This window comes from Pseudomonas sp. Sample_24, assembly GCF_004307605.1.
In the GTDB taxonomy this organism is placed as follows: Bacteria; Pseudomonadota; Gammaproteobacteria; order Pseudomonadales; family Pseudomonadaceae; genus Aquipseudomonas.
Genome location: NZ_RCNW01000210.1, coordinates 1 through 24,482, shown reverse-complemented (window position 1 = coordinate 24,482; position 24,482 = coordinate 1). Strand labels below are relative to the sequence as shown.

At 59.8% G+C, this 24,482-nt stretch carries 24 protein-coding genes and 2 pseudogenes; 18 read left to right on the top strand and 8 right to left on the bottom strand.

From position 1 onward, the window contains the following. From D8V06_RS10960 to cyoE, 3 genes and pseudogenes are all read left to right on the top strand, one after another. Nucleotides 1-87: pseudogene (locus D8V06_RS10960) on the top strand (cytochrome o ubiquinol oxidase subunit III); the annotation flags it as partial. Then, the gene (gene cyoD, locus D8V06_RS10955; protein ID WP_007916940.1) at nucleotides 87-422 is read left to right on the top strand and encodes a cytochrome o ubiquinol oxidase subunit IV; all 336 of its coding nucleotides are present in this window, start codon (nucleotides 87-89) and stop codon (nucleotides 420-422) included. The pseudogene D8V06_RS10960 and the gene cyoD, both read left to right, overlap by 1 nt. 10 nt (nucleotides 423-432) lie before the next feature. Further along, nucleotides 433-1,320, top strand: coding sequence for a heme o synthase (gene cyoE, locus D8V06_RS10950; protein ID WP_056855104.1), 888 nt, complete (start codon nucleotides 433-435; stop codon nucleotides 1,318-1,320). A 204-nt stretch (nucleotides 1,321-1,524) separates the two neighbouring features. Here the strand turns inward: cyoE and D8V06_RS10945 are convergent, their stop codons facing one another. Beyond that, complete coding sequence (locus D8V06_RS10945; RefSeq protein ID WP_130905201.1) at nucleotides 1,525-2,943, bottom strand: PLP-dependent aminotransferase family protein; 1,419 nt, start codon at nucleotides 2,941-2,943, stop codon at nucleotides 1,525-1,527. Nucleotides 2,944-3,094: 151 nt separating this feature from the next. On the opposite strand from D8V06_RS10945, the gene D8V06_RS10940 reads away from it, so the two are divergent. The 10 genes from D8V06_RS10940 (at nucleotide 3,095) to D8V06_RS10895 (ending at nucleotide 12,389) form a co-directional block, all read left to right on the top strand. Beyond that, nucleotides 3,095-4,195 (top strand): hypothetical protein, encoded by a 1,101-nt coding sequence (locus tag D8V06_RS10940; RefSeq protein WP_130930961.1) that lies wholly within the window; start codon nucleotides 3,095-3,097, stop codon nucleotides 4,193-4,195. Between the two features lie 42 nt (nucleotides 4,196-4,237). Continuing rightward, nucleotides 4,238-5,518: a biotin carboxylase gene (locus D8V06_RS10935; protein ID WP_056855109.1), complete on the top strand. Its 1,281-nt coding sequence runs from the start codon at nucleotides 4,238-4,240 to the stop codon at nucleotides 5,516-5,518. 61 nt (nucleotides 5,519-5,579) lie between these two features. Next, complete coding sequence (locus D8V06_RS10930; protein ID WP_130908102.1) at nucleotides 5,580-6,074, top strand: RidA family protein; 495 nt, start codon at nucleotides 5,580-5,582, stop codon at nucleotides 6,072-6,074. 84 nt (nucleotides 6,075-6,158) lie between these two features. Next, nucleotides 6,159-6,644 (top strand): cupin domain-containing protein, encoded by a 486-nt coding sequence (locus tag D8V06_RS10925; RefSeq protein WP_130908101.1) that lies wholly within the window; start codon nucleotides 6,159-6,161, stop codon nucleotides 6,642-6,644. A gap of 210 nt (nucleotides 6,645-6,854) precedes the next feature. Beyond that, a complete protein-coding gene (gene yfcF, locus D8V06_RS10920) occupies nucleotides 6,855-7,499 on the top strand; it encodes a glutathione transferase (protein ID WP_056855112.1) in 645 nt (214 codons plus the stop codon). Between the two features lie 32 nt (nucleotides 7,500-7,531). Beyond that, nucleotides 7,532-8,872, top strand: coding sequence for a 4Fe-4S cluster-binding domain-containing protein (locus D8V06_RS10915; protein ID WP_130905204.1), 1,341 nt, complete (start codon nucleotides 7,532-7,534; stop codon nucleotides 8,870-8,872). A 23-nt stretch (nucleotides 8,873-8,895) separates the two neighbouring features. Next, nucleotides 8,896-9,768, top strand: coding sequence for a branched-chain amino acid aminotransferase (locus D8V06_RS10910; RefSeq protein ID WP_130905205.1), 873 nt, complete (start codon nucleotides 8,896-8,898; stop codon nucleotides 9,766-9,768). A 21-nt stretch (nucleotides 9,769-9,789) separates the two neighbouring features. Beyond that, the gene (locus tag D8V06_RS10905; RefSeq protein ID WP_130930960.1) at nucleotides 9,790-10,548 is read left to right on the top strand and encodes a TauD/TfdA family dioxygenase; all 759 of its coding nucleotides are present in this window, start codon (nucleotides 9,790-9,792) and stop codon (nucleotides 10,546-10,548) included. A 66-nt stretch (nucleotides 10,549-10,614) separates the two neighbouring features. Beyond that, nucleotides 10,615-11,574 (top strand): diiron oxygenase, encoded by a 960-nt coding sequence (locus D8V06_RS10900; RefSeq protein WP_130930959.1) that lies wholly within the window; start codon nucleotides 10,615-10,617, stop codon nucleotides 11,572-11,574. A gap of 14 nt (nucleotides 11,575-11,588) precedes the next feature. Then, nucleotides 11,589-12,389: an N-acyl homoserine lactonase family protein gene (locus tag D8V06_RS10895; protein WP_056855117.1), complete on the top strand. Its 801-nt coding sequence runs from the start codon at nucleotides 11,589-11,591 to the stop codon at nucleotides 12,387-12,389. A 115-nt stretch (nucleotides 12,390-12,504) separates the two neighbouring features. Here the strand turns inward: D8V06_RS10895 and D8V06_RS10890 are convergent, their stop codons facing one another. The 4 genes from D8V06_RS10890 to D8V06_RS10875 form a co-directional block, all read right to left on the bottom strand. Beyond that, entirely contained in the window at nucleotides 12,505-13,935 is a 1,431-nt protein-coding gene (locus D8V06_RS10890) for a PLP-dependent aminotransferase family protein (protein WP_130930958.1), read from the bottom strand. Between the two features lie 333 nt (nucleotides 13,936-14,268). Then, nucleotides 14,269-14,973 (bottom strand): hypothetical protein, encoded by a 705-nt coding sequence (locus D8V06_RS10885; RefSeq protein WP_056855119.1) that lies wholly within the window; start codon nucleotides 14,971-14,973, stop codon nucleotides 14,269-14,271. A gap of 308 nt (nucleotides 14,974-15,281) precedes the next feature. Further along, nucleotides 15,282-16,802, bottom strand: a complete 1,521-nt coding sequence (locus D8V06_RS10880) for a HAMP domain-containing sensor histidine kinase (RefSeq protein WP_130930957.1) — start codon at nucleotides 16,800-16,802, stop codon at nucleotides 15,282-15,284. Further along, nucleotides 16,799-17,518, bottom strand: a complete 720-nt coding sequence (locus D8V06_RS10875) for a response regulator transcription factor (protein ID WP_130905211.1) — start codon at nucleotides 17,516-17,518, stop codon at nucleotides 16,799-16,801. Before D8V06_RS10875 ends, D8V06_RS10880 begins: the two co-directional genes overlap by 4 nt. Before the next feature lie 149 nt (nucleotides 17,519-17,667). Here D8V06_RS10875 and msrB point away from each other — a divergent pair, with 149 nt between their 5' ends. Together msrB and msrA are read left to right on the top strand one after the other, a co-directional pair. Further along, a complete protein-coding gene (gene msrB, locus D8V06_RS10870; protein WP_056855122.1) occupies nucleotides 17,668-18,186 on the top strand; it encodes a peptide-methionine (R)-S-oxide reductase MsrB in 519 nt (172 codons plus the stop codon). A gap of 42 nt (nucleotides 18,187-18,228) precedes the next feature. Further along, nucleotides 18,229-18,936, top strand: coding sequence for a peptide-methionine (S)-S-oxide reductase MsrA (gene msrA, locus D8V06_RS10865; RefSeq protein ID WP_056855123.1), 708 nt, complete (start codon nucleotides 18,229-18,231; stop codon nucleotides 18,934-18,936). Between the two features lie 3 nt (nucleotides 18,937-18,939). Here msrA and D8V06_RS10860 read toward each other — a convergent pair whose 3' ends face one another. Then, nucleotides 18,940-19,848 carry a LysR family transcriptional regulator gene (locus D8V06_RS10860; RefSeq protein WP_056855124.1) on the bottom strand — a complete coding sequence of 303 codons (909 nt, stop codon included), beginning with the start codon at nucleotides 19,846-19,848 and terminating at the stop codon, nucleotides 18,940-18,942. 102 nt (nucleotides 19,849-19,950) lie between these two features. Between D8V06_RS10860 and D8V06_RS10855 the strand changes: the two genes are divergently transcribed. Next, complete coding sequence (locus D8V06_RS10855; RefSeq protein ID WP_130930956.1) at nucleotides 19,951-21,141, top strand: aspartate aminotransferase family protein; 1,191 nt, start codon at nucleotides 19,951-19,953, stop codon at nucleotides 21,139-21,141. Between the two features lie 226 nt (nucleotides 21,142-21,367). On the opposite strand, the gene D8V06_RS10850 is transcribed toward D8V06_RS10855, so the two are convergent. Together D8V06_RS10850 and D8V06_RS10845 are read right to left on the bottom strand one after the other, a co-directional pair. Further along, on the bottom strand, nucleotides 21,368-21,862 hold the full coding sequence (locus tag D8V06_RS10850; RefSeq protein WP_130905214.1) for an adenylate kinase: 495 nt from the start codon (nucleotides 21,860-21,862) through the stop codon (nucleotides 21,368-21,370). A gap of 35 nt (nucleotides 21,863-21,897) precedes the next feature. Continuing rightward, nucleotides 21,898-23,814 (bottom strand): alkaline phosphatase D family protein, encoded by a 1,917-nt coding sequence (locus tag D8V06_RS10845; RefSeq protein ID WP_130930955.1) that lies wholly within the window; start codon nucleotides 23,812-23,814, stop codon nucleotides 21,898-21,900. Between the two features lie 106 nt (nucleotides 23,815-23,920). Between D8V06_RS10845 and D8V06_RS10840 the strand changes: the two genes are divergently transcribed. Next, on the top strand, nucleotides 23,921-24,184 hold the full coding sequence (locus D8V06_RS10840) for a hypothetical protein (RefSeq protein WP_130930954.1): 264 nt from the start codon (nucleotides 23,921-23,923) through the stop codon (nucleotides 24,182-24,184). Between the two features lie 107 nt (nucleotides 24,185-24,291). Then, nucleotides 24,292-24,482 (top strand): annotated as a pseudogene (locus tag D8V06_RS10835) (quinone oxidoreductase); the annotation flags it as partial.

Sequence of the window (24,482 nt, the reverse complement as noted above, 5' to 3'; positions counted from 1 at the left end):
CTGAGCTGCCTGAGCCTGTTCTGGCACTTCCTGGACGTGGTCTGGATCTGCGTCTTCACCGTTGTCTACCTGATGGGGACCCTGTAATGGCTAATGCACACTCCCATGACAGCCATGATGCTGGCCACGGCAGCGTCAAGTCGTACGCCATCGGCTTCATCCTGTCGGTGATCCTGACCGTCATCCCGTTCGGTCTGGTGATGTACCCGAGCCTGCCGAAGGCCACCACGCTGGCAATCGTTCTGCTGTTCGCAGTGATCCAGGTGATCGTTCACCTGTATTACTTCCTGCACCTGGACCGTTCCATTGCTCAGCGTAACAACGTGATCGCCTTCGTCTTCACGGCGATTGTAATCGTGCTGCTGGTTGGCCTGTCGCTGTGGATCATGTTCAGCATCCACACGTACATGATGGCGAAGTGAGGTAGACCCGATGTCGCTCAAGCACTTTATCCAAATCACCAAACCGGGGATCATTTTCGGTAACGTGCTTTCTGTGGCAGGCGGGTTTTTCCTGGCCTCGAAAGGGCATGTCGATCTGGCCGTGTTTCTGGCAGCCATGATCGGCACGTCCCTGGTCGTCGCCTCCGGTTGCGTCTTCAACAACTGCATCGACCGCGACATCGACATCAAGATGGAACGCACCAAGAACCGGGTGCTGGTCCAGGGCCTCATCTCCCTGAAACTGGCCCTGATCTATGCGACCGTCCTGGGTGTTCTCGGCGTTGCGTTGTTGTACAAGGTGGCCAACCCGTTGGCCGCTCTGTTCGCCGTCATCGGCTTCGTGATCTACGTCGGCTTCTACAGTCTGTACCTCAAGCGCAAGTCGGTTCACGGCACGCTGGTGGGCAGTCTGTCGGGCGCCATGCCGCCGGTGATCGGCTACGTCGCGGTGAGCAACACCTTCGACATGGCCGCGCTGACCCTGCTGGTGATGTTCAGCCTGTGGCAGATGCCGCATTCCTACGCCATCGCGATCTTCCGCTTCAACGATTACCTGGCCGCATCGATTCCGGTGCTGCCCGTGAAGCGCGGGATCGAAGTGGCCAAGAAGCACATCCTGCTCTACATCCTGGCCTTCCTCGTGGCGACCCTGATGCTGACCTTCAGCGGCTACGCCGGCATGAGCTACCTCGCCGTCGCCGCAGCCATGGGCATGTACTGGTTGTACATGGCCTGGACCGGCTACAAGGCAGTGGATGACACGGTCTGGGCACGCAAGCTGTTCGTGTTCTCGATCTTCACCATTACCGCCTTGAGTGTGATGATGTCCCTGGACTTCAAAGTGCCGGCAGAGCTGTTGCTGACGTACGCGCCTTAAGATTCAGATGCTGTAGCGAAAAGCCCCGCCTTCGAGAGAAGAGCGGGGCTTTTTGTTGGGTGCCTTCTACTGGATCGAGTATCGGATACAGCGCGGACCCTGTGGGAGCGGGCTTGCCCGCGATGGCGATGTGTCAGGCGACAAGAATCTTAGCTGTGACGGCCTCTTCGCGGGCAAGCCCGCTCCCTCGCGGAGGGGGGATGGTTATTTGTATGGCTTATCCAACAACCGGAAAAACCGCTCCCGCACTTGCACGTGATCACTGTGCGCCACGTTGAATCGCAGGAACTGATTGGCGTCCGCCGCTTTGCTGAGCAAGGTCCCCGGTGCCAGTACCAGGTCTATTTCCAGACCCTTTCTGGCCAGGCATTCGGCTTTGTATCCCTCTGGCAATCGCGTCCAGATGTACAACCCTTCTCCTGGCAGGGACGACACCGAACACCCGGCTTCAGCCAGCCACGCTGCCACCCGGCTGTTCGATTCATAGAGCCGGTCCACGGTGCGGCGCATGTGTTTGGCATAGCTGCCATCGCTGAGCATGGTGCAAATGATCTGCTCGGCCATTTCCGAGGTCATGCCGCCGCAGGCCATTTTCAGGGTCACCATCCGCGCCGCCAGTTGCGGGGAGAGCACCGCGAAGCTGACGCGGCTGTTGGCGGTCAGGGTCTTGGAGAACCCGGAGACGTAAGACACATTGTCCAGCCCGCTCGCAGCCAGGCGAGGGGTTCGGCGTTGCTGCATGTCGCAGTACAGGTCGTCTTCGAGGATGTGGAAGTTGTAGCGGTGACTCAACTCCAGCAAGCGATAAACCTGCGCCGAGGTGAACGAATGCCCGGTCGGGTTGTGCAGCGCGTTGTTGGTCATGTAGAGCACGGGACGGTGGGCGATCAGCAGTTGCTCCAAGGCGTCCAGGTCCATTCCGTCGCATTCGCGGCGAATGGTGATGACCTTCGCCCCGTGCCAGGCCAGATTGGTGTGCATCGTGAAATAACACGGATCGTCGAGCAGCACCGTGTCGCCGGGTTTGACCAGCAGGCGCATCAGCATGTCGATGGCCTGGACGGTGTTGGCGGTGGTGATGATCTGCTCTACCGGCGCCTCGATGCCCAGGGTCGCCATCTTCACCCGCAGGGCCTGACGCAGTGGCAGGTAACCGCTGGCGTTACCGTATTCACCCATGCGCAGGGTGGTGGCGCGCAGTGTGCCGCGTACGGCTTTGAGCAGTTCTTCGGCAGGCAGCCACGAGGAGGGCAGAAAACCCGCCCCCGGGCGCAGTGCGCCATTGTCCAGCAGCACGGCGCGGCGGACCACGCTGAGGGTGTCCTGAGGCAGCAGGTCCGGCCCGGCGTTGGCCGGGAGGGTGCTGCTGGAACGGTGCACGTAGTGCCCCGAGCCCTGGCGTGAAACCACCAGGCCCTTGGCCCGCAAGCGGTCCAGGGCGTCGACCACCGTGGATTTGCCCACGTGCATCAAGTCTGAGAGTTCGCGAATCGGGGGCAGCCTGGAGCCGTGGGGCAGGCCGCCCTGGCTGATTGCTACGGTCAATTGATCGACGATCTGCTGCACCAGCGGCACACCCTGCTGGAACTCGATGGCGGCGATCACTGCGCGCTGAGCCTGCATTTTACTGGTCTCTCCGGCAGTAAAGTTCGTTTGATTCTATACGAACTTGCTCTGATCAAGACAAGCATCTCTTTCTACTATCGCTTTGGAGTGTTTATGGATTGTCGACCTTTTGCCGGTCGTTCAGTCAACCAGGTTCAAGAGGTGCTGCATGAGTGTAGAAACAACCGCCGTCGTGGCGAAACCGGTGATCAACCTGCGGTTGTTCACCATTCGAATCATCACGGCCGTGGCGTTGTTCGCGGTGCTGGGCAAGGCCAACGTCTGGCTCGATACCGCCACCAACAGCATTCTGGCCCTCGGCTATCGGGCCTTGTTGCTGCTGTTGCCGCTGACCTTGCTGGTGCTCGGTCGCCGTTCCTTGAGCGTTACGTTGCTGTGCGCCGCCGCCGGCCTGGTGCTGCTGGCGGTCACCAGCAACCAGGGCGTTGTCATGTTTGCCGCGGCGTTGTTTGCCTACGGTATCGCGATTGCCGGTTACCTGATCAAGAGCGAAGCGGCACAGACTAAAGAGGGTGCAGCCTACAACCGCGTGGCCATGAACATGGGCAGCCTGTTGGCGGGTCTGATCCTGCTGTCGCCACTGTTGACCCCGGGCATGTTTTTCTTCGGCGCCGCCGCCTTCGTCCTGTTGTGCCTGCCCATCGCCATGGGCGCGACCTTCACCACCGACGCCGCGGTGTCTCGCCCGGCCAGCAAGGACGGCAGCGGTTGGGGCAACAAGCTGCCGTGGGTCATCGCCGGCATCATCATGGGCATCAAGTTGTTTGGGGTGTTCTCGATCCTGCCGCAAGCAATCCTGCTCAAGACCGGCGAACTGCCGACCTGGTACGGCTTGATGCTGATCCTCAACAGCGCCGTGGTGGTGTTCGCGCAAGTACCGGTCATGAAACTGATCGAGAGCACCGGGCGTTTCAAGGTGCTGACGGTGATCGCCATCATCGTCGGCGGTTTTGCGGTGCTGTCTTCGCCTGCCGCATTCCACGTCGAAACCCTGGCCGGCGCACTGGTCTGGGTGGCGTTGTTGTCCATCGCCGAATGCGCGTTCAGTCATCTCGATTACTTCTCGGTCAAGCAGAACAACATGTTCGTCAAGGAAGTGTCGCTGGGCGTCGGTGCGGGTCTGACCGTGTTGATCATGCGGGTCATGCCACCGCCGTACAACGCGTTGGTGCTGGCCGCCATTGGCGCCGCCGGGATCATGGTCTGGTACGGGCTCAACCGTAAATCAATCGCGTCGCTGCATGACTGAGTCATCGCCGTTTCGGTTTTCACTTTGCAAGTCGGGGGTTTTATGAATACGACTTCGTGCGTAGTAGTGGTGGGGTACAACGGCAGTCGGGTTCACGATATCCAGAAGCTGCGCGATTTGTGCAAGTCGCTGTACAACGCGAGGCTGATCCTGCTGGTCGAGCAGATCCAGCCCCAGGACGAACAGGTCGCTGATCACGTTTGCACGACATCGCTGGCCGAGAAAGACGTGTCGGCCTCGCTTGAACTGGTAGTCGGTTGCCTGAATGCCGATCGCTGGAAGCTGATCGGCGTCCTGCCGTTTTCCGATCGCGGCGTGCTGCTCGGTGCGGCGCTGGCCGACCATTTCGGCCTGCCGGGCATTACCCCGGCCGAGGCACGGGCGGGGTTGGACAAACAGATTTTCCGCCAGCTCGAAGCCTGCGCCACGGTGGCACCCGAGGACTATCGGCCGATCGTTTCGACCCGTATCGAAAGCCTGCCGGAGCTGCGCCAGCGGGTGATTGAGCTGGGCGGCAAAGCTTTCATCAAACCCGCCTGCGAAGGCGCCAGCCGAGGCTGCCGGGTTATCCGGCATCCGTCCGAATGCGACGAAGCCTGGCAGGCTCTCAAGCCCTATCGCGAGGGCGGCATCGTGCTCGAAGAGCTGATCCAGAACGCTCGGGAGTACAGCTGGGACTATGTCGCCGGAAGTACCTGGATCACCGAAAAAACCACCACCGATGGTGCCTACCGTGCCGAGATCCAACAAGTGGTGCCTGCGCCGCTGGCGGCCGATGCCCAGGCTCGGCTGATGGCCGCCGGCCGCCACATGGCTGGGCTGGTGTCGCAGGACAACGGAGCCTGGCACAACGAAGTTTTCCACAGGGCCAACCACCGCACCTCGGCCGTGGAAACCAACATGCGCCCCGGCGGCATGCATATCTGGGATCTGGCGCGTAAGGCGTTCATCGACTTCGACCCGTGGGAGCGCTGGGTTCGCTGGGCGGTGGAAGGTCAGGTCGATAGCCATGATCCAGTCGCGCGCGGCTACTGCGGCATCCGCCTGTTGAGAGCGAACACCAGTGGCCTGCTGCGCGATGTTCCGGACGTCCAGGCCCTCGCCCGGGCGCTGAATATCGAGCTGGTGGAAGCCGTGCTGAGCAAGCGCATCGGTGATTCAGTGAGCGCATTGGTGAAGGACAACTTCTCGTTCATCGGCCACATCGTGTTGTTCAACGAGCGGTACGAGCAGCTCAGCCTGGACCTGTCGCGTCTGGCCGAGGCCATTGAATCAAAGGTCGGGATCACCCCTCTGGCAGCACCGGCCAGGGCAGTGGGGTGAGGCGTGGGGCAAGTGGTAGCGATCGATGTTTCATGCAGTATTGATCAAGAGGGTTCAGTAAATGATTCAACACATGACCTGTGATGAGCGCTTCATCGCTCTGGCGCGGGAATTCGACTATGACATCTACGGCGAGAACACCGTTGGCGGTCATTACGCGCCGTTGATTCGTCACCACGACGAACTGTATATCAGCGGTCTGGTGCCGCGCATGAACGGCAAAATGCACTACACGGGGCGGGTCGGGCGCGACCTCGACATGGCGGATGCGCAAGCGGCCGCGAGCATCAGTGCGATCCGCGGATTGGCTTTGATCGTTGATGCCATTGGCTCGCTGGACAAGATCAAGTCGCTGGTTCGGGTAACGGTGTATGTGAGGTGCACGGAGGATTTCGTCGATCTCAGCGATGTCGCCAATGGTGCGTCGGATGTCTTCAGCCACGTGCTGGGTGATGCCGGTAAACATACACGCACCACGGTCGGTGTTTATCAGTTGCCAAAAAATGCAGCGATTGAAGTTGATATGATCGTGGCGTTGAGACCATCGGCGTTATAAGTGAAGTTGTTCGACTTTACACTGTTGAAATGTTCGCCTAAGGTCGGTTGACTCCATTCGGCAGAATAAGTTGGAAACGGAAAAATGAATAACGTTCAGGGTGCGTTTTTTTCATATAAGGACTTTCGCCAGAGTCTGGATCGGCAACCGATAAAACCCCGGGTATGGAAAGGTGCCGAACTTGCCGATATGCGTCAGGCGCTTGAAGCCAGTGACATCGATATTGTTGCGCTGGCCCACGAAAGTCATATCGACGGTTGCCAATTGACACCCGGCATGGCGGTCTCCATGCAATGGCTGGTGCCGGGGTCAACGCTCGACGGCCATTGCCATGCCTGGTGGCATCTGTTCATCATCCAGTCCGGCAGCGGCGCGTTGTCGCTGGGCGAGGCCGAGCAGGTAGACGTTGGCCCAGGCGATGTATTGCTGGTGCCCGCCTGGACGCAGCATGGCTTCGTCAACTCCAGCGCCACCGAGCCGCTGACCATGCTCAACCTCAGCAACATGCCGCAGATGGCGTTGTTGTCCAACCATGCCGACCACGTTGGCCTGATCCCCCGCCAGCTATAATTTCCCGTCTGCTGCACACCAGGGAGTCCGCCTACGCTGACTCCCTTTTTCGTTTTTGCGTACCCCAAAAATGCTTGCTGGCGAATAACACGCCACGAATTTCTGTATCGATAGAAACAGATAATTTCTGTATCTGTTCAGCGCTTAATCAACTTACTACGATCGCTTCAAATGCAACGGATTAATGTGTTTAGTGCAAGGGAGCGTTCCATGGAAAGTACCAGCTTAAAACTGTATCTCGGCGCGGATTATGTCAGTGCTTTTGCAATGTCGGCTTATGTGGCGTTAAAGGAAAAACAACTTTCATTTGATCTGGTGACGGTGGATTTGAAAGCCCGTGATAATTATCAGGATCATTATCGTGATCTTTCGCTGACCTGCAAAATTCCGCTGCTGGTTCACGAAGGTTTTGCGCTGTCGGAATCTTCGGCCATTGCCGAATATCTGGAAGAACTCGCTCCAGGTTCAAAAAGCATTTACCCAAAAGACATCAAGCAGCGTGCCCGTGCCCGTCAGCTGCAGGCCTGGCTGCGCAGTGATCTGCTGGTGGTACGCAAAGAGCGTCCGTTTGACCTGGTGTATTTCGGCAAGAAAGACACGCCACTGTCCGACGAAGCCCGGGCCGCTGCCGAGCGCCTGTTGTTCGTGGCCGACCGTTTGCTGGAGGAGGGGGCCGAGCATCTGTTCGGTGACTGGAGCATCGCCGACACCGACCTGGCAATCATGCTCAACCGCCTGGTCGCCAACGGTGACGAGGTGCCTGCGCGATTGGCGGCGTATGTCCGTCGTCAGTGGGATCGCGACAGCGTTCGCGCATGGATGGACCTGGAGCGCAAAGCGCCGGCCGTCGTGTAGCAATCGTCAGGGCAAACACCAGGAGCGCTGCCATGCAAGGAATGTTGGAGCAGGAAAGATACAAACCCTATAACGCACGCACCATTCGCGACACGCCCTATTGGGACAGGTTGACCCCGGCATTGCAGGAAGCCATGAGCGTCGTGGCGCGGGTCATGCCATTTCGCACCAACGACTATGTACTGGGGACGCTGATCGATTGGGACAACATTCCGGACGATCCGATTTTCCGCATGACATTTCCGCACAAGGACATGTTGCTGCCGGAGGAGTACGCCTCGCTCAAGCAGCTGATCGAGTTGGACGATCCCGCGGCGATCAAGCGTCGTATCGAAGCGATCTGGTTGCGCATGAACCCGCACCCGGCCGGGCAACTGACGCACAACAGCGCGACGCTCGACGGAAAAGTCCTCGCGGGCATTCAGCACAAGTACCGTGAGACCGTGTTGTTTTTCCCCGGTGCCGGTCAGACCTGTCACGCCTACTGTACGTTCTGTTTCCGCTGGGCGCAGTTCATCGGCGAGGAAGAACTCAAGTTCAATGCCCGTGAATCCCAGGAGCTTGTGAGCTATCTGCAGCAACACAGCGAAGTTACCGATGTGCTGATCACCGGGGGTGACCCGATGATCATGAACACCCGTTCGCTGGCCGGTTACATCGAGCCATTGCTGGATTTGCCACACCTGAAGAGCATCCGCATCGGCACCAAATCGGTGGCGTATTGGCCGCAGCGCTTCGTCAGCGACAAGGATGCGCCCGACCTGCTGGAGCTGTTCCGGCGCATCGTGGCGGCGGGGAAAAACCTGTCGATCATGGGGCACTACAACCACCCGGTGGAAATCCGTCAGGACATCGCGCGCCAAGCCGTTGAACGCATTCGCAGCACGGGGGCAACGCTGCGCATGCAGGCGCCGGTTATCCGCCACATCAACGAAAACCCGGCCGATTGGGCGGACCTCTGGACCGAAGGCGTACGACTCGGTGCGGTGCCCTATTACATGTTCGTCGAGCGCGACACCGGCCCCAGCCATTACTTCGCGATGCCGCTGGCCAGGGCCTTCGAGATTTTTCAGGCGGCCTATCGCACGGTCTCCGGACTGGCGCGAACCGTGCGCGGGCCGTCCATGAGCACCTTCTACGGCAAGGTGTTGATCAACGGCATCGAAACCGTCGCCGGCGAAAAAGTCTTCGTGCTGCAGTTCCTGCAGGCGCGCGATCCGCAGTGGGTGTTGCGCACCTTTTATGCGCACTTCGATCCGCACGTGACCTGGTTCGACGACCTGCGTCCGGCGTTTGGCGAGCGGGCGTTTTTCTTTCAGAGCGAAGCCCAGGCAAGCCCCGAATTGATACCGGTCCTGCTGCAAACGGCGTAGGACGATTTACAGGAGATAAGGACATGAGCGGTATCCCGTTTGATCAGCGCGAAGGATGGATCTGGCTCGATGGCGAATTTGTCGAGTGGTCCGAAGCGCGCCTGCATGTACTGACTCACGGCTTGCATTATGCAAGCACGGTGTATGAAGGGGAGCGCGTGTACAACGGAAAAATCTTCAAGCTGCGCGAGCACACCGAACGGCTGTATCGCTCGGCGCAACTGATGGACTTTGCCCTGCCGTTTGAGCCCGCTGAGCTGGAAGCGGCGAGCCACGAACTGCTGCAACGCAACGGTGTGGTCGAAGGTTACCTGCGACCGGTCGCGTGGCGCGGCAGCGAGATGATTTCCACCTCGGCACGTTTCAATCGCGTGCATGTGGCGATCGCTTGCTGGCAATGGCCGAGCTATTTCGACCCGGCGGCACGCATGGCCGGCATTCGCTTGAAAACCGCGATCTGGCGTCGACCGCCACCCAACAGCAGCCCCTTTGAAGCCAAGGCCTCCGGGCACTACCAGATCGCCACGTTGAGCAAGCATGACGCTGAGAACAACGGCTACCACGACGCCTTGATGCTCGACTGGCGCGGGCACGTTGCCGAAGCCACCAGTGCCAATGTGTTTTTCGTCAAGGACCGGACATTGCACACGCCGGTGGCGGACTGTTTCCTCAACGGCATTACACGGCAGACCGTGATCGAACTGGCGAAGGCGCTGGATTATCAAGTGGTCGAACGGACGATCCTGCCGAGCGACCTGGGCGCCTTCGATGAGTGTTTTCTCACCGGCACTGCCGCTGAAATCACCCCGGTGCAATGCATCGACGAGCAGTCCTACCGACCGGGCAATGCCTGCCGCGATTTGATCGCCGCTTACACCTCAACCGTCAACGCCTGAACAACAGCCAGGAACTTCGCCATGTCAGATCAAGGGATAGTCGCGTCTACACCTTATGTTTCACTGGGCCATCGTCATCAACAATTGTCGGCGCAGGGCTGGACGGTGCTCACCCCCGGGGAATTTGCTCACGATGTTGTAGGAACACTGCACGAGTTCGGTCAGGTCATTCCGCAGTTCAACGGTCAGGTCGCCTTCGCCATCACCCGCAAACCAGGGTATGAAGCGTTGCCGTACTCCCAGAGCATGAACGGCATCGGCCCGCACACCGAAGCGCCGGTCTATGGCCCGCCGCCCCGTTATCTGGCGTTGCATTGCCATAAACAGGCCACCTGCGGTGGCGGGCACACGGGGCTGGTGGACGGTTATGAATTTCTCAAGTCCCTCGAGCGCTCCGAACCGCAACTGCGCGAATGGCTCGACGACACGCCCGTGGAGTTTGTCGCCACCGCCAAGCCTGGCGAGCCGGCGCAAACCCGAGTCAGGGAGTACATCCTCACCCCGACCGAAGACGGCGATATTTTTCGCTTCAGCTACAACCAGTTTCACTATGGCGACGTGAACCCTTCGAAGGAAGCGTTACAGCAGTCGCAGGTCGCCAACGGCACGTCGCCACTGGCCAGGTTTGCGGCGCTCGGCGAGGCCTACTTTGTCGAGCACAACACCCCGGTGCTGATTCCCGACGGGTGCCTGCTGATTTGGGATAACTGGCGGATGATTCACGCCCGCAGCCGATACACTGACCCGGCGCGCAACCTCACCCGCTACTGGCTGGCCTGATTTTTCCGTTGCCCTTCATTCTTCAGGCGTACCCCTCGCGGGTGCGCTTCTTACAGGTATTGCGTCATGCAAACAGCAATCGAGATTGCCCAAGTCGATCATCAACTGATCGTTCGGCTCAATCAGGCCTGGACCAAACGCGCCACGGTGTGTGCGCCGGACAAAGCCCAGGTCAACGAAGTGTTCGATCCGTCGCGCCCTGATTATCCAGAATGCATGGTGCCGTTTTTCCATCACCCGGCATTCCAGGCCTTGAGTGATGAACTCAAAAGCAGCGTGGTGACCTGGGGCTGGATCGGCTACAACCTGCGCACCGTGACCGCCGAGGAACACGTGGTGAATCCGGCGCTGAGCGTCATCGCCAATCAGTACCTGGGCAAGGACGACTGGCATTTTCGCGAGGCCATGCAACAGACGCTGATCGACGAGCACTACCACACGCTGATGCACCTGCGCGCTATCGAACGAACAAAACTCGACCGCGCACTGGTTCAGGATCTGGACTTGCCACCGTCAGTCACTTACCTGCGCCTGAAAGCCTTGTGCGAAGAGCTGCCTGAGCAATGGCAACGGGACTTGGCGGCGATCACGTTCGCGGTGGTGGCCGAGATCAGCGTCAATGCCTACCTCGACCTGCTGGCGGATGACCAGACCATCCAGCCACAAAACCGCCGCGTCGCCGAACTGCATAACCGCGACGAATATGCCCACAGCAAGGTGCTGGCCGAGGTGGCCAAGGTCATGTACGCCAATATGCAGCCAGTCCAGCGGGAATTTTTCGCCCGCAACCTGTCGGTGGCGCTGAGTGCTTTTATAGCCCAGGACTACTCGATGTGGGAGGCGATCCTGACGCAATTGGGCGTCGAGGACGCGGCGTTGATCATTGCCGACACCCGCGAGAGCAACAAGAACGCGACGATCATGCGCGACTACAGTGGCCTGCATAAACTGGCCCGCGATCTGGGCATCAGCGAGCAGATCGACTTTGATTTTCGTCCAACCCTCAAAGCTACGGCAGCGGCTTGAATCCGGAGGTGTGCATGTCCGTTCCTGTGTACGAAGTGTTCGCCATCCGCGTCGGCGCCAATGCCCAACGCACCGCCCGAGAGAATTTTCTCTACGACGCCTGCTGCGGCGATCCGAATGCGCCGATGCCGCTGGATTATTACTTCTGGGTCATCCGCAACGAGCAACAGGTGATCGTGGTCGACACCTGTTTCCAGCCGGCCACGGCGGATCGCCGCAATCGCCAGATGTATCGCCTGCCGGAAGAATCCCTGCGCCAACTGGACATCGATCCGGCGCAGGTCGAGCACCTGATCCTCACGCATTTGCATTGGGATCATGCCGGCAATCTGGGGTTGTTTCCGAAAGCCACGGTGCATTTGCAGGAGGCTGAATTGCGCTTCTGCACCGGGCCGAAGATGGCCCATCACACGGTGAACAAAACCTACGAAGTCGAGGACGTGATGTCGGCCCTGCCACCGCTGTTCGAAGGGCGGATGCGTTTGCACAACGGCACGGTTGAAGTCATGCCCGGCGTGACCTTGCACGCCGTGGGTGGCCACACGCCGGGCAGTCAGGTGGTGCGGGTCAATACTGCGCGTGGTTGGATTGTGCTGGCGTCGGATGCCGCGCATCTGTGGGTCAACATTCGCCAACGCAGCCCGTTTCCGATCATCGATGACCTGGCGCAAAGCCTTGAAGCGTTCAGTGAAATCGACCGCCTGGCCGACAGCGAAGACCACGTCATCCCCGGCCACGACCCGCTGATCGCCGAGCGCTTCCCGCACTGGAATGATGACCCGCATATCATCAGCCTGCACCAGACCCCGATCTAAAGCTCACCCCTGACCTGTAGGAGCAAGGCTTGCCCGCGATAGCGGTGTGTCAGACACAGCAATGTTGCATGTGCTGACGCCATCGCCGGTAAGCCGTGCTCCTACAGAGGTTGGATCAGCCCTGAAGTTTGAGCAGGTTCCCCAACGTCCCCAGTGCCTCATCGATCCGCGGCGAATACGGCGTCCCACAGCCAATACGCAGAAAGTTCCTGAACCGCTTGGCGTTGGAAAAGATATCCCCAGGTGAAATCTGGATGCCGACGTCCAGCGCTTCATGAAAAAGCGCCATGGACGAATACTGCACAGGCAATTCCACCCACAGCAACGTGCCACCCTGCGGATTGGTCACTCGGGTACCCTCGGGAAAGTAGCGCAGGATCGCTGCGCTCATTTGCTGGCGCTGTTGGGTCAGGGTTTTTCTCAAACGTCGCAGATAGCGCTCGTAGGAAGGTGTGCCCATGAACGCACTGACCGCCAGCTGTGACAGCTTCTCGCAGCCGCGGGTCTGGGTGTGCTTGAGCATTTCCACGCGGTCGTGCCACTTCCCCGCACTGATCCAGCCCAGGCGCAGGCCCGGGGCCAGGGTTTTGTTCAGCGAAGCGCAATAGATCACATTGTCGCTGCGGTCCCAGTGCTTGAGGGTGGACAGCGGTTGCTCGGTGTCCACCAAGTCACCGTAGGTGTCGTCCTCGATCAGCACCGTATCGTGCTCGGCGCAGAGTTTCACCAGTCGGGCCTTGTGGCTGTCGGGCATGATGCTGCCCAGCGGATTGTGCAGGTTGGGCATGACGATCAGCGCCTTGATCCGCTCCGGCCCTTGCAGCAAATGTTCAAGGGCCGGCAGATGAATTCCCGCATGGGGCGAGGCGGGGACTTCGAGCACCCGCAGGTTCAGGCTTTCGAGAATTTGCAGCAAGCCGTAGAAGGTTGGCGATTCCACGGCCACGGTATCACCGGGGTGGGTCACGGCACGCAGGGCCAGGTTGATCGCTTCGGTGGCGCCGTTGGTGATGACAATGCGTTCGGCTGTCAGATGGGTCTTGGCGGTCAGCATCCGGCGGGCAAGGACGCTGCGCAGCGTACTGTTGCCGCTGGTCGAACCGGTGGTGTCGAGCAGGTGCTGATCCTGGCGCAAAGTCTTGATCATGTTGTCCTGCAAGGTCTTCAACGGATAGAGCTGAGGTGCGCAATAGGCGCTGGCCAGGTTGACCTTGATCGTCGCCCGCTGACTGGCTTTGAGCACCGCTGACACTTGCTCATGGATGCCGACATACACCCCGGTATCCAGTGGCGGGAGCAGGGTGATCGGCGCGGATTGTTTTGGCGTATCCGGCTGGCGAATGTAATTGCCCGAGCGCGGTCGCGCTTCCAGCACGCCATAGTCCTCAAGCTCCCGGCACACCTGCACGGCGGTCGACAGGCTGACGGCGTGTTTTTCCATCATCAGCCGTATCGAAGGCAGGCGCTCGCCGGTTTTCAGGGTGCCGCTACGGATCGCGTCCAGATAATGATTGGCCAGCTGACGGTAGAGAGGGAGCGTGTTCATGATGACCTCGGCAGTCGCACCGCTGAGGTCTTGGGCTGGAAACTGAGTTGACGCTTCCCGCAGACGGACCCGTGGTGCAGAAGGGGGAAGGGAAGTGGTGTTCTGGCGTTGATACTGGAAGAGTAATCGGGGATTCGCCGCAATCGCGGGCAATAAAAAGCCCCGCACGAGGGCGGGGCGCTAAGTGAGTCGCTGAGGTGACGGTGGCGAAGGAGCTGGCTTGTGCTTGAGTGCGCTGCACTCACGAAAATCTGTAAGTGCCGTCAAATTCCGGGGGCCGCTGCGCAGCCCGACGCGAGCCAGCTCGCTCGCCACAAATAATGGGGTATCAGGTTATTGAGCGGTGATGCTATAGCCGTCGAACGCCGTCTGCTGTTGCAGGGCGGTGATGATGTTCTTGCGGTTGACCGCTTGTTCGCTGCCGGCATTGTCCAGGAATGTCTCGTTTTCCAGCTCGGCTTCATCGCCTTCGCCAACAAAGCTGAAACCGAGGAATTCCAGGGCTTCACGGTCGACGCTCAAACGCGAGCGCGGGGTGCGCAGCGGCAGCGTCACACTCATGCCGTCCTTGCTGATGGTGAACACTTCGACTTCTTTCTTGGCCTTGGCAGCCTTGCTCTTGCCACCGCTCGGGTTGCTGATGGCCTGGTGGGTCTGGTTCAGCACTTTCAGCGCCAGGCCGTAGACAATTTCCTGGAACGCCGGGTCATCCTTGAAGCTGGACAGGATGCGGCTGATCGGGAATTTGCTGCTCAGGTCTTCGAGCGCGGCGATGTCGGCGGCTTCGGCGTCCTTGAGCTGCTTGAGCTGGCCCATCAGTTCGTACGCCTTGTCATCGTCGAAGCTGTCGTGGGCCTGACGGATCGCGGCGCGCAGCTCGCGGATCTGGTCGCTTTCGCGGGTGGACTGGAAAGCGTCCAGCACCATCTCGCTGATGGTTTTGGCCTGGGGCACGTGTTGTGAAAGATTGATGGAGTTTTCGTATTCCGCTTTGGACGACAAGGTGACTACGGATTCAGCGGTATTGGAATCGGACATTGAAATTTCACTACTTTTTTCAGCTTGAATAGGGGCGAGAAAGCACGGGGGCTTTTTCAGGTCGCCTAATCTATTGGACCGGGGCGGCGTTGTCACGGAGCAACGGGCGGTTGGTCGTTTTTTTGCCTTGCTGGATAATCGCGATCCCCTGTAGGAGCGAGCCTGCTCGCGATGTGATCGTTCCCACGCTCTGCGTGGGAATGCAGCCCGGGATGTTCCGCGTCCCTGCCAGAGCCGAACGCGGAGCGTCCGTTGAGGCATTCCCACGCGGAGCGTGGGAACGATCAAAATCGCTGGCAAGCCAATTCTCAAGCCTGCCCCGGTGTATTGAGGTTCATCGAACGCACCGCCAACGCAGTCGCTGTCTCTTCATCAATCGGCAACGAAAACCGAAAGGTCGCCCCGCGTCCCGGCACATCGATCAACTGGATATCGCGCCCGTGCAATTGCAGGATGCGATGCACGATTCGCAAACCCAACCCGCCATCACGCCGTGCGCCGCCGATATTGAACGGGCGCAGGAACAACCCGTCGCGCAATTGCGGGGCAATCCCCGGTCCTGTATCGCTGACGGTCACTTCGATAAACGAGCCTAGCGGGCGCAAGCCAAGTTCGATTTCGCCACCTTGTGGGGTATGGCGCAGAGCGTTGTCGAACAGGTTGGTCAGCACCCGTTCGATCAAGCCGAGATCCGCGCACGCCACCGAGACGTTCGGGGCAAAGGTGGCCTTCAATTCGACCTCGCGCGCTTCGGCGGTGAGCTCGAACTTCTGGAAAATGTCCTGGGCCAGATCGGTCAGGGAAAACCGCTCCAGCACCGGCTGCACAAAACCATGTTCCAGCCGCACCAGTTCCAGCAGTGATTGCGCCAGCCCACCGACCTTGCGGCTCTGATCCAGCGCAATGCCCAGATAACGGCGGCGATCGGCGGGGGACAGCGTCGCGTCCTTGAGCGACAGGGTTTCCAGATAGCCGTGCAGTGAGGCCAATGGCGTGCGCAAGTCATGGGAGATATTGGCCACCAGTTCACGGCGCTCCTGATCCTGGCGGGTCAGCGAGCGCCACTGCTCGCCGAGGCGTGCCTGCATCTGCCGGAACGTGGCGTCGAGGATGGCAATTTCATCGTGGCTGGCGGTTTTTTCTACGGTAACGGGCAGGGCCGGGGTGACCGGGACGCCGTCAATGTCGAACTGGCTGACGGTTTCGGTCAAACGGCGCAACGGCCGGGTGATCAGGGCAAACGCGGTGAGACCGGCAATCAGGCACAGCAGCGCGACCAAACCGATGGACAGCAGGGCGGTGTTGAGTGCGGCACTGGTGGCACCGCGTTCGGCCAGCCGATCGTGGTCTTCGCCGAGCAGGACCACGTAGAGGTAACCGGCGGGTTTGCCATCGACCTTCAGGGGCGCGGCGCTGAATACCTTGCGGGTCTCTACACTGCGCGGGTCGTCCCCGGCAATCGGCAGCGGGTCGCCCCGCAGCAGGCGCTGGATCGGTGCCAGATCAACTTTCTCCCGACGAATCCGGCCTTCGGGCGCGGCGCTGCCAACAATCCTGCCTTCGGTATCGAGCAGGTACACCTCGACACTCGGGTTGACCTGCATCAGCTTGCTGAACAGATCGCGCACCGCATTGGGCATCAGTCCCTGGGTGTCCATCAGCACCGTGTCATTGGCGATGTGTTGCGCCAGGTCGCGGGACAAGCCTTGCACCACTTCCTGTTCATGCATCTGGTTGGAGCGCACCTGCATCCACGCGGACGTGCCGCAGCACACCAGCAACAACACGGCGAACACCAGCGACAGGCGCTGTGTGAGCGTCAACCTCATGGCTGCGGTTCCTCCCCGGTGGCGAATTTGTAGCCACGCCCCCATACCGTGAGGATGCGCACCGGTTGCGCCGGGTCAGTCTCGATCTTGGCGCGCAGGCGATTGATGTGGGTGTTGACCGTGTGCTCGTAGCCTTCGTGGCTGTAGCCCCACACGGCATTGAGCAGGTCCATGCGCGAGAACACCTTGCCGGGCTGACGGGCGAAGAAGTACAGCAAGTCGAACTCACGGGGTGTGAGGTCCAGCCGCCGACCGTCCAGCGCCACTTCGCGGGTGATCGGGTCGATGGCCAGGCCGTCGATGTTCAGGCTGCCGGCGTCCATCTTCAGGTTGCGCGCCATCGCATCGACCCGGCGCAACAGGGCTTTGACCCGCGCCACCAGTTCCAGCATGGAAAACGGCTTGGCCAGGTAATCATCGGCACCCAGTTCGAGGCCGAGGATCCGGTGCACTTCGCTGGAGCGAGCGCTGGTGATGATGATTGGCGTGTAGCGGGCCATGGCCCGGGCGCGGCGGCAGATTTCCAGGCCATCGACACCGGGCAGCATCAGGTCGAGGATCAACGCATCCCAGTTGCCTTGCTGCAACAGGCGCATGCCCTCATTGCCATCGGCACTGTGGACCACCTCGAATTGCTCATCACGCAGATGCAGGCAAATGAGGTCGGCGATGTGCGTATCGTCCTCGACCACGAGGACGCGTTTAGTCTGTTCCATCCAGCTCAATCCTTCGGCGCAATGAGCGCATTGTGCGGGTTTTCCAGCGCCCGAGTTATCACGAATTGTTTAACTTACTGTGAGGATTTGGCGATCACCCAAAGCCTAGGCTGTGTTCCATGAAACACCCCTGGTTTTGGGAGACAAGCATGTTTTCACGACGGCAATTTCTTGTAGCGAGCAGCGGGCTCGGGGTCACGGCCCTGGCGATCGGCCTGTTGCCGAAGTTATCCACAGGCTCGGCGTTGATCAGCGAGGTCAACGCGGCCGAGGCGTTCGAAGTGACCCACACTGATAGCGAATGGCACGCGATCCTCAGCGACGAGCAGTACGAAATCCTTCGCGAAGAAGGTACCGAACGCGCCTACAGCAGCCCGCTGAACAACGAACACCGTGACGGTACGTTCACCTGCGCCGGTTGCGATCTGCCGCTGTTTTCCTCGGCCACCAAGTTCGACAGTCGCACCGGTTGGCCGAGCTTCTGGGCACCACTGGACAAGGCTGTGGCCACTCGACAGGACCGCACTTTCGGCATGGTCCGCGAAGAGGTGCATTGCCGACGTTGCGGCGGGCATTTGGGCCATGTCTTCGATGACGGCCCGAAACCGACAGGCCTGCGTTATTGCATGAACGGACTGGCGATGAAGTTCGTGCCCAAAACCGTCTGATTTTTGCCTGCCTGCCCTTTGAATCATTCTGGAGTTGCTTACATGAAAAACCTGCTCACCTGGCGTCGTGCGCTGCTGGCCCTGGCCACCGTTAGCGTTATCGGCCCATGCTCGGCGTTCTCCTTGGGTGGTGCCGAAGAAGCGGTGGTGATTGCGCCGCCAGCGCTCGATGAAGTCACTCAGGCCCGCAGCGCAACCGCGGTGTTCGCCGGCGGTTGTTTCTGGGGCGTGCAAGGGGTGTTTCAACACGTCAAAGGGGTGAAGAATGCGGTTTCCGGTTACGCCGGTGGTGCAGCCGACACGGCGCAGTACGAGCGCGTCAGCGACGGCAATACCGGCCATGCGGAATCTGTCGAAGTGACGTACGACCCGAGCCAGGTCAGTTACGGCACCTTGCTGCACATCTACTTTTCAGTCGCCCACAACCCGACCGAACTCAACCGCCAGGGGCCGGACACCGGGACTCAGTACCGTTCGGCCATCTTCACCAAAAGCGCCGAGCAGCAAAAAATCGCCCAGGCCTACATTGCCCAGCTCGACGCGGCCAAGTCCTTCAACAAACCGATCGTGACCAAGCTGGAAAGCTACAACGGTTTCTACCCGGCCGAAGAAGAGCATCAGGACTTTCTCACCGAGCACCCGACCTATCCTTACATCGTGATCAATGACCTGCCGAAAGTGGCGCAGCTCAAGCAGCTGTTTCCCGAGCGTTATCAGGAAAAACCGGTGCTGGTGAAGGAGGGGAGGTAAGCGTCAGGAGTGCTTGCCCCACTTCTGTACCGCGAATTCGACGAAGCGGCGCAATTTCGGCAAACGGTGGCGATCCTGCGGGTAAACCAGATGCATCGGACGGCTGGGCGGGCAGTAATCCGGCATCAATGCCAGCAGGTTTCCTTGCCGCAGGTCTTCTTCGACCAGCGCGTCGGGCATCATCACGATGCCCATACCCGTCAGCGCCGCCTGATGCAGGCCGGCCGAACTGTTGATCAGCATCGGCCCGCTGACTCCCACGCTGACTTCGCCATCAGGTCCGGCCAGACGCCATTCCTTTTGCACCGACTGCCAGTCATCCCCGGCCGGATAGGCAAACGACAGACAATCGTGCTGTCGCAGGTCTTCAGGTGTTTGCGGTGTGCCCCGGCGGGCCAGATATTGCGGCGAGGCGCACATGGTCAGGGTGTAGTCGATCAGCGGGCGGGCGATCAGGTTTGAGGGTTCCAGTGCGCCGAGTCGAAACGCCACATCCAGGCCGTTCTCCAGAAGGTCCGGACGGCGGTTGGTCAGCACCACATCAAGCTTCACCCGCGGGTTTTGCAGGCTGAACTCACTCAGCGCCGGTGCCAGCCGCTCGGTGCCGAAGGTCAAGGGAGCGGTGATGCGCAAGATGCCGCTCGGTTCGTCGAGGGCCTGTTCTGCAAGCCGCTCGGAATCCGCCACCAGTCCCAACACTTCCAGACAACGCTGGTAATACGCGGCACCGAATTCGGTCAGTCGCTGACGCCGCGTGGTGCGGTGCATCAGGCGCACACCCAGACGCTGTTCCAGTGCCTTGAGGTGATTGCCGACCATGGTCGTGGACATTTCGCACTGAAAAGCCGCGGCGGTCATGCTGCCGGTTTCCACCACTTTCACGTAAACACTCATTGCCTGGAATAAATCCATTATCAAGCTCGGCTTTTAAATGATTGAAGTTTTGAGGCGTTTATCCAGCTCAGGTGGCTAACCATACTGCAAAAACACCGACCCTTGCTGGAGCTTGATGTCATGACCGCCGCTTGCCTGATGAGCACTTACCAACCCTTGGCCCTGAGTTTCAACAAAGGCCTGGGCACACGCCTGTGGGATCAGGCCGGTCGTGAGTATCTGGATGCGGTGGCCGGTGTGGCCGTGACCAACGTTGGCCATTCCCACCCGAAAATCGTTGCCGCCATCAGTGAACAAGCCGGATTGCTGCTGCATACGTCCAACCTCTACAGCATCGACTGGCAACAACGGCTGGCGCAAAAATTGACGCGGCTGGCAGGGATGGACCGGGTGTTCTTCAACAACTCCGGGGCCGAGGCCAACGAGACGGCGCTGAAAATCGCCCGGTTGCATGGTTGGCACAAAGGCATCGAGCAACCGTTGGTGGTGGTCATGGAGAACGCTTTCCATGGTCGAACTCTCGGCACGTTGTCCGCCAGTGATGGCCCGGCCGTGCGTCTGGGCTTCAACAAATTGCCGGGTGATTTTGTCAAGGTGCCGTTCGGCGACCTGCAAGCGCTCGACCAGGTGCAGCAAGCGCATGGCTCGCGGATCGTGGCGATCCTGATGGAGCCGATCCAGGGCGAAAGCGGCGTACAATTGGCGCCGCCCGGTTACCTCAAGGCGCTGCGCGAACGGTGCAACCGGCGTTCATGGTTGCTGATGCTCGACGAAATCCAGACCGGGATCGGTCGTACCGGACAGTGGTTCGCCTTTCAGCACGAAGGCATCGTGCCGGACGTCATGACCCTGGCCAAAGGCCTCGGCAACGGCGTGCCCATCGGTGCCTGTCTGGCCCGTGGCAGGGCCGCAGAGCTCTTTACCCCGGGCAGCCACGGCAGTACGTTCGGCGGCAATCCGCTGGCCTGCCGCGTCGGTTGCACCGTGCTGGATATTGTCGAAGAACAAGGGCTGCTGGAGAACGCCCGGCTTCAAGGGGAGCATTTGCTCGAAAGATTGCGCACAGAATTGGCGGGCCATCCGAACGTCGCGCAGATCCGCGGTCAGGGCCTGATGATCGGCATCGAACTGAAACAACCGATCCGCGACCTGAGCCTGATCGCCGCCCGGGACCACGGCTTGCTGATCAACGTCACACGCGGACAAATCATCCGCCTGCTGCCACCGTTGACCATCGATGAGCGGGAGGTGGAGATGATTGTCAGGGGCGTGAGTCGGGCGATTTCGCAAGTGTTCGAGCGATTTGAGTAATCGTTCAGCGTTGGCTTTGGAGCTTAAAAGATAAGTCGTTTCATCGAACACTTCGGGACTATCCAGAGTTTTCTTGTTCCTCTTCCTACGATTCAGCAACCACTGGAGAACTCGCATCACCCGCTCCTCATTCAGATAGACGCTGAGTATCTAATGCCCTGACAAGAGACGTTTCTGTAGGAGCTGTAGTCCCGTTCCGATTTGGAGAAAGACGCTGAAAGAATGATCAATGCGGGTTTCGAACCGCACTGAGGAAGTCCGTGATTTCAGTCTGAGTGGTCAACTGGATTCGGAAACCGGCAAATCCGTCCAGCAACCGCTGATGCGCCACAAACCCACTGGACCCATCACGTGTTCGATAGCTTGCGGCCCACTCCAGCAACGCCATCGATCGCTCGTCGTCGTTGACTTCGCGCTGGCGGATATTGGCGAGGCAAGCTTCATCTTCAATGCACAACCAGATCAGCGCTGTTGCGCGGTGCAGCAGTTCGCTGATGATCCAGCCATAAACCCCTTCGATCACCCAGCAGGGATCATCGGCGACGATGCGCGCCATGCCCAGGGCTTCGGCGCGGGGGCGGGGGATGCTGTGTTCGTCGGATAGCCAGTGAATCTGATCGAGATCGACCCATGGCACGCACAATTGCTCGGCGAGCCGTTGCGCCAGCCAGCTCTTGCCGGAACCTGAGTTACCGATGATCAGGGTTCGGGTGAGGTCCATGAGCGACACCAAATGAAATGGAAATCAGCCGGTTTTCAATCTTCTGTCTCGGGAGCCACCATGCGTGTCTTTGGGGAGCCATTGGCGTTGTGCTGATAAATTTCCTGCGGCTGTCCTTGTTCATTGAAGAACACCTGGCCGATGCCGGCGCAATTCCACAGTCGTTCACCTGCTTCAGCATGCTCCGGAACGTGCGGCACGATGCGCATGCGCCGACGTTTGGTCAGCCAGTTCAGCGGTGAGCGCGGTGAATACATCCAGCGGTTGAGTCGGTCGAACCATTCCAGCAACGTGGGCGGAAATTCATTCTTGATGCCGCTGCTGGTGATCTGCCAGATACGCGGCCCAGCCTTGCGATGGCGAATCAGCACTTCGTAGACGAAGGAATAATGCACATCGCCCGACAGCACCACGTAATTACCCGGTGTGCGCGAGTGGCGGAAAATGTTCAGGATCACCTGGGCCGCGCCGCGATGGGCCATCCAGTTCTCCGCGTCCACCAACAGCGGATAGCCGAACCAGCTGAACACCCGTTGTACCGTTTCGATCAGTTTCACACCGAACACCGGCGCCGGTGAGACGATGATCGCCGACGGATGATCCAACAGTTCCTGTTGCAATTCGCTGAGGGCTTCCCAGTCGAGCAGGCCCGAGGGTTGCTTGAGGTTCATCTCGCTGCGCCAGCGCCGGGTTCGGGTGTCGAGCACGACCATGGCCGGCGTGGTGGGCAGCACGTAATGCCAATGCTGGAAACGCAACAGTTCATCGATCAACCGGTCCTGGACGTCGCTGTCGAGATAGCGGTCGTGCCCGGTGTCGCTGAATGCACGGGCCTTCTCGACGACATCGACAAAGGCGTCCGGATTGTTGCCCCAGCCCTGGCACAGCATGTAGGCGATCAGCGCATTACCGATGATGCGTCTGGAGAACGGATGGCCGTAGGCCGTTTCTTCCCATTGCGCAGAGAGGTTCCAGTCATCGGTGATGTCGTGGTCGTCGAAAATCATCAGCGTCTGCACGTGCGCCAATGCCCGCGCAACGCGGCCCAGACCAGCCTTGAAACCGTCGATGCGCACCTGTTCCAGCGCATAGCGTTCACGACGTTCCTTGATCAGTTTTGGCGGCTTTGGCGCGATCAGCGACCATGGGGTCGGCGACCAGACCAGCAGGTACATGGCCATGACTTCGGCGAACGTCACCAGATGATTGTCGGCACTGCTGCTGGTGAAAATCGGCTTGCGCGCACCGCCGAAAAAGCGATCGCGCAGGGTTTCGTTGCTCTTGAGTGCCGGCAGCAAGTCGGCGCGGTGGTAGTAGCACGCCGCGTGGCCGTACAGCTCGGCGCTGTCGCTGACCACGGCACCTTGCAGATGCTCGCCGAACAAACCCAAGCGCTCGATAAGGCCATGTATCGCCCGCAGCATCGGCCCGGCGACATCGTCGGCGTACACCTGATCGCCACTCATCATCAGCAGCGCCGGACGATCCTTGGCTTCGTGTGCTTGCGCCAACAGGTTGTCGACGCACAGCAAGCCGTCGGTCGCCGGGTGATGGGGCTTGCGGCAGGAACCGTGCAGCAACTGATCGATGCGCGAGCGCAGGACGAAGTTCGGGCAATCCGCCTCGCTGTAAAGCAAATGCGGCGCCCAATCGGCGATGCCTTTGCCGTCTTCCAGCAGCAGGTCGTATTCGATACGTTGGTCAAAGGGCAGGGCAGCGTCCAATGACACATCGATCAAATGCACGAAGGCGTGCGTGCCCACCGCAATCACCGTGCAGTGCCCGGCGTCGAGACGGATATCGGCAACGCCCTGCAAACGCAAGGTCAGTTCCAGCGCACGGGACCCCACCAGCCACATCACCAGTCGTGTGGGCTCCAGCCGCCGCAGCAGCGGGCCGGCGAGGACCGGGGGCAGGGATTGAGCGTCGGGCAGGGGCAGCGTTGCGGACATCCGGGGTCAAGACTCTTGAGGGCTCAGAGGCGGGCGATGATAGCGCAGGTGGCGGCGGGACAGGCTATTGTGGGTGTCAGAACATCTCGATTGGAAAGGGTCTGCCATGAACAACCGTATCCTGCCGGCACTGGCCATTTTGCTGCTGGTGCAATCCCCGGCCCATGCCATCAACGACAAGTACCGCCAGCAGCTGGAAAAGTCCGGTTGCACCCAGGTGAGCGAGTTGCAGGGCTGCGATATCCACAAGACCAAGGCGGAAAACGCCAAGGCCGGATTCAGCAACCCGGCCGTGCCTGCCGCTGGCGAAAAGACCAAGGAACCGAGCACTGGCACCCAGGAGGAAGCCGCCCCGCCTGTCACCAAATGAAAAGCCATTGTCGTCTGATGAGAAGCGTCTCAACAGGCCTGGTCCTACAGTCCAATCAGCGCAATTCGATGCAACACGCCCATATTGCAGATTGGAGAATAAGAAAAATGGCTAAAGCCGTACGCTTTTACGAAACCGGTGGTCCTGAAGTCCTGCGTTATGAGGACGTTGAAGTCGGCGACCCCGGTCCGGGCCAGGTGCGTCTGCGTCATGTGGCGGTCGGCCTGAACTATGCCGACACCTACTTTCGCAATGGCACTTACCCGATCCCGATGCCCAATGGCATGGGGGTTGAGGC